At 70.4% G+C, this 3,361-nt stretch carries 7 protein-coding genes; all 7 read right to left on the reverse strand.

Annotated features, from left to right (window positions below; translation table 11 throughout):
- Window positions 1-21: 21 nt before the first annotated feature.
- The 7 genes from VFJ21_00160 to VFJ21_00190 are packed head-to-tail and all read right to left on the reverse strand — an operon-like array spanning window position 22 to window position 3,344.
- Window positions 22-657 carry a hypothetical protein gene (locus VFJ21_00160; GenBank protein HET7405535.1) on the reverse strand — a complete coding sequence of 212 codons (636 nt, stop codon included), beginning with the start codon at window positions 655-657 and terminating at the stop codon, window positions 22-24.
- Window positions 654-1,664, reverse strand: coding sequence for a DNA adenine methylase (locus VFJ21_00165; GenBank protein HET7405536.1), 1,011 nt, complete (start codon window positions 1,662-1,664; stop codon window positions 654-656). Before VFJ21_00165 ends, VFJ21_00160 begins: the two co-directional genes overlap by 4 nt.
- Window positions 1,643-1,774, reverse strand: coding sequence for a hypothetical protein (locus VFJ21_00170; GenBank protein HET7405537.1), 132 nt, complete (start codon window positions 1,772-1,774; stop codon window positions 1,643-1,645). The genes VFJ21_00165 and VFJ21_00170 overlap by 22 nt, the downstream gene beginning before the upstream one ends.
- Window positions 1,771-2,349, reverse strand: coding sequence for an MT-A70 family methyltransferase (locus tag VFJ21_00175; protein HET7405538.1), 579 nt, complete (start codon window positions 2,347-2,349; stop codon window positions 1,771-1,773). Before VFJ21_00175 ends, VFJ21_00170 begins: the two co-directional genes overlap by 4 nt.
- A 58-nt stretch (window positions 2,350-2,407) precedes the next feature.
- A complete protein-coding gene (locus tag VFJ21_00180; GenBank protein ID HET7405539.1) occupies window positions 2,408-2,746 on the reverse strand; it encodes a hypothetical protein in 339 nt (112 codons plus the stop codon).
- Window positions 2,743-3,120 (reverse strand): hypothetical protein, encoded by a 378-nt coding sequence (locus VFJ21_00185; protein ID HET7405540.1) that lies wholly within the window; start codon window positions 3,118-3,120, stop codon window positions 2,743-2,745. The genes VFJ21_00180 and VFJ21_00185 overlap by 4 nt, the downstream gene beginning before the upstream one ends.
- A complete protein-coding gene (locus VFJ21_00190; protein HET7405541.1) occupies window positions 3,117-3,344 on the reverse strand; it encodes a hypothetical protein in 228 nt (75 codons plus the stop codon). Before VFJ21_00190 ends, VFJ21_00185 begins: the two co-directional genes overlap by 4 nt.
- Window positions 3,345-3,361 lie beyond the last annotated feature (17 nt).

Here is a 3,361-nt window from a genome sequence, read left to right on the forward strand (position 1 = left end):
GTGCGTGCTGGCAGGTGCAGGTCATGCGACGTCCCTCCTCGTGTAGCGCTCGACCTTCCAGCCGGTGCGCCGCGCCAACTCGGCGAGCGTCCCGGGCCAGCGGGCTACGACGGCCTCGCGTTCGGCGCGGTTGGCGGGCAGGTTCTCCCCGGCGAGGATGCGGACGACCACGGCCTCGTCGACGTCGAGGCGGCGGGGTCCGGTGCCGCGCCCCTTGGGCTGCTCGGCGGGGTCGTCGATGTCGTCCCAGGCGAGCGGCGGCGGCCAGCCCTTACGTTCGGCATAGTTGCGTTCGCGGGTGTGGTAGCCACCTTGTGGGACCACCATCGCCAGTCGCTCGTAGGTCGTAGCGACGGCCTCGGCGGTGGTCCGGTAGACGGTCGTCCCTCGGTGGCAGGGATTGCGCAGCGTCTTCTCGGGGACGCCGGACTCGCGGGCGATGTCGACGACGGTCCAGCCGAGACGTCGTAGCGCGCGGATGCGTCGGACGGCGCCGAGGGCGGGCACGGACGCTGGTTGCCCCAGCGCGGCGCGGTAGCGGTTGCGTTTGCGCACGCGGCGCTCGACGAGTCCGCAGGAGGTGCATGGCTTCTCGTGGTCCTTGCGGTGCGCGGACGCACCGGCATAGGTGCCGTGGCGCGGGTCGTCGGGGCTCATGCACCCTCCCCGAGCAGGTCGAACAGACCGCCATCCTCGGCGATACAGGCGGGCGAGAAGTAGATCCGCTCCTTGTTCCGGTTCTCGTCGCCACGCCCGCCTCTCCCGCCGCCGTAGCCGCCCGCTGTGCGCCATGCGTGGGCCGTCCAGCCGTGGTCGAGCAGGATGTCGTGCCCTTCGCCCTCGTAACCGCAGAGAGCGATTCGCAGGAGGGCGTTGTTGCCGTTCTCTACACACCAGGCGCGCACGTCATCGGAGACAGTGCCGGAGTCGGTGGCGTAGACGCGGGTCTGTTCGATCTCGTCGCCGTAGGGCGGGTCGAGGAACACGCCGGTGAGGCCGTGGCGGGTGGTGACGGAGTCGGAGACGACGCGCTCCCAGCCGCCGCTAGTGACGCGGACGCGGCGAAGGCGCTCAGCGAGAGCAATGAACCAGGTTTCAATCCCTCGCCCCGCGTCGCCGAGGTGCGGCATCTGCCGGTTGATCCCTCGGCCCGCGTCGCCGAGGTCGGCATCTTCCGGTCGATTCGGTTTGCGGCTGTCGACCATCTCGCCGCCGCGAACGATCCACGGACCCTCGCCTGAGCAGTAGCCCGAGCCGATCCACCCACACACCCCGGCGACCCACCAGCCCGCGATCTTGGGGTCGTAGTAGTCGGGGTCGCCCTCGAGCTTGCGGAGCAGCGGCTCGCGCTGTCCGACGAGCCAGGCGTGGCGGGCGTTGAGGTCGGCCTCGATGATCGGCCAGTCGGCCCAGGCGGCGGTTTCGGATGGGTCGACGGAGACGCTGCGCCAGAAGTTCGCGATGAACCCGTCGAGGTCGTTGACGGTCTCGATCTTCGCCGCGTGCTTGGTGGGGCGCCCGAGCAGGACGGCAAGCGATCCGGCGAACGGCTCGACGTAGTTGGGCACGTCTCCGAACCGCGCCCACACGTCGGGGGCCACGCGTCGCTTGCCGCCGAACCAAGGGAAGGGTGCCTGGAGGCTCACGCTTCCTCCTCGAGCCACTCGATCTCTGCCGCCGCGTGCTCCCCGTCGTGGCCCGCGGGGAGCACGCACGCGAGCCGGACGCCGTTGGGCGGCACCTCGGGCCAGGTGGTGACGGCGGTGCAGGTCATGCGACACCTCCAAACAGCGCGCCTTGCGCGTCGTCGGCGTGAGGGTCGAACTTCTCGAATGGCAGGTCCGCCACCGTCGAGTCGACCTGATTCCCCCAGACGTGCCAGCCCGGCGAGGGGTAGCGGCAGAACATCTCAAGGCGTCGTGCGTCGGGCCACCACGTCGCGATCTGGTTGCGGATCACGTCGGGCTTCTTGCTGTGTCGTCCTCGCGCTTGGCGGTAGACGGACGACACGCGGAGCGGCTGCGGTGGCGGCGACCAGTTGCCCTTGACGCCGACCAACAAGTGCTCGTGCTGGCCCCGGAACCAGTAACCCATGCCGACGAGTTCCTTGTCCCAGACCGCGCCGGTGCGGTAGGTGAATCCCCACGACGACATGACCTCTAGGGCTTCGGGCAGTTTGGGAGCGACGCCCCACAGGAACAGGACGGCGTTGCGCGCTACCGGCACGTCGAGGCCGCAGATCTCGTCGTGCGTCATGGTCGGGTAGTGCCGCTCAATCTCGCGGCCGGGCGTGCCGTTGTCGTATCGCCACGGCGGGTCGGCGTAGATGACATCGAAGGTCGCGCTCATCCCAGCGCCGCCTTCCGGTGCACGCGTCTCCAGTCCTCGGCCCGGGGCTGGTGGGGGTTCACGACGCGCCCCCGGTCTGCTCGGCGCGGTCACGGAGAAACCGGGCGGTGGGATTGGTGCCGTCGCGACCGACGATCTCGTCCGCCGCCTCCCGCGCACCTTCCGCCCGCGCCTCGGCCAGCAGCGCCTCGATACGAGCGGCCAGCAGCGTCTCGAACGGGGTCGAGCAGTCGCCGCCCTCGTCCTCGCAGCGCCAGCAGGCGACGAGCGAGCCGTGGTCGTTGATCGTGTGGCCGCACTCGCAGGGGGTCAGCAGCCGCTCCCGTTGCTTGTCGGTCAGTTCGGCCCATCCCAGCGGGGTGAGCCACGCGCGGCGGGTGAGGGGGTCGCGGGTCATGCGTCCTCCCCGAGGTAGGCGCGGGCTACGGCGAGGGCGCTCGCTCGCTCGCGGGTGATGGACGACCGCGTGCCAGCCTCAACCCAGCGACGGGCCACGACCTCCAGCCAGTCCGCCACGGCGACCGCGACGGCGGGGTGCATGCCCGCGATGTGGTCGGCGTCCCCCTGGAGGCAGGCTCCGAACTCGCTATCAGCAGCGGTCGCTACAGCGTCTCCGCGATAGTCGTAGGCCGTGTTCTCAGGCAGCCCGCGCACGTCGGCACGCCTCAGTCCGATGCCCCTAATCGGCTCGGCCCGCCACGGCCCTTGCGTCGCAGCCTCGGCTCGTTCCCGCATCAGCGACGCTGCCCGGCGCAAGGTGTCGGCGCTCATGGGGTGCCTCCGATCGCGGCGCGGAGGTCGGCCGTCGTGACGAGTCGCGTCGAGGCGTCCGCTCGTGCGTCGGCGCGATCGGCCAGCGCCCGGACCTTCTCCAGCGCGGCCTCGGCACGCTCGGCGGCTTCCCATGCCTCGGTTGAGTCGATATCGAAGTCGAAGTTCTCGGCTATGTCCCCTGCGTGGTTCGCGGCGAGGTCGCGGTCGAACTCGCTCAGCATCTGCTCAGGCTTGGCTC

It is taken from the genome of Mycobacteriales bacterium, assembly GCA_035690485.1.
In the GTDB taxonomy this organism is placed as follows: Bacteria; Actinomycetota; Actinomycetes; order JAFAQI01; family DASSKL01; genus DASSKL01.

Coding starts and splice junctions, on each gene's coding strand:
- VFJ21_00160 (HET7405535.1), bottom strand. CDS start 657: ATGAGCCCCGACGACCCGCGCCACGGCACCTATGCCGGTGCGTCCGCG.
- VFJ21_00170 (HET7405537.1), bottom strand. CDS start 1,774: ATGACCTGCACCGCCGTCACCACCTGGCCCGAGGTGCCGCCCAACGGC.
- VFJ21_00175 (HET7405538.1), bottom strand. CDS start 2,349: ATGAGCGCGACCTTCGATGTCATCTACGCCGACCCGCCGTGGCGATAC.
- VFJ21_00180 (HET7405539.1), bottom strand. CDS start 2,746: ATGACCCGCGACCCCCTCACCCGCCGCGCGTGGCTCACCCCGCTGGGA.
- VFJ21_00185 (HET7405540.1), bottom strand. CDS start 3,120: ATGAGCGCCGACACCTTGCGCCGGGCAGCGTCGCTGATGCGGGAACGA.
- VFJ21_00190 (HET7405541.1), bottom strand. CDS start 3,344: ATGCTGAGCGAGTTCGACCGCGACCTCGCCGCGAACCACGCAGGGGAC.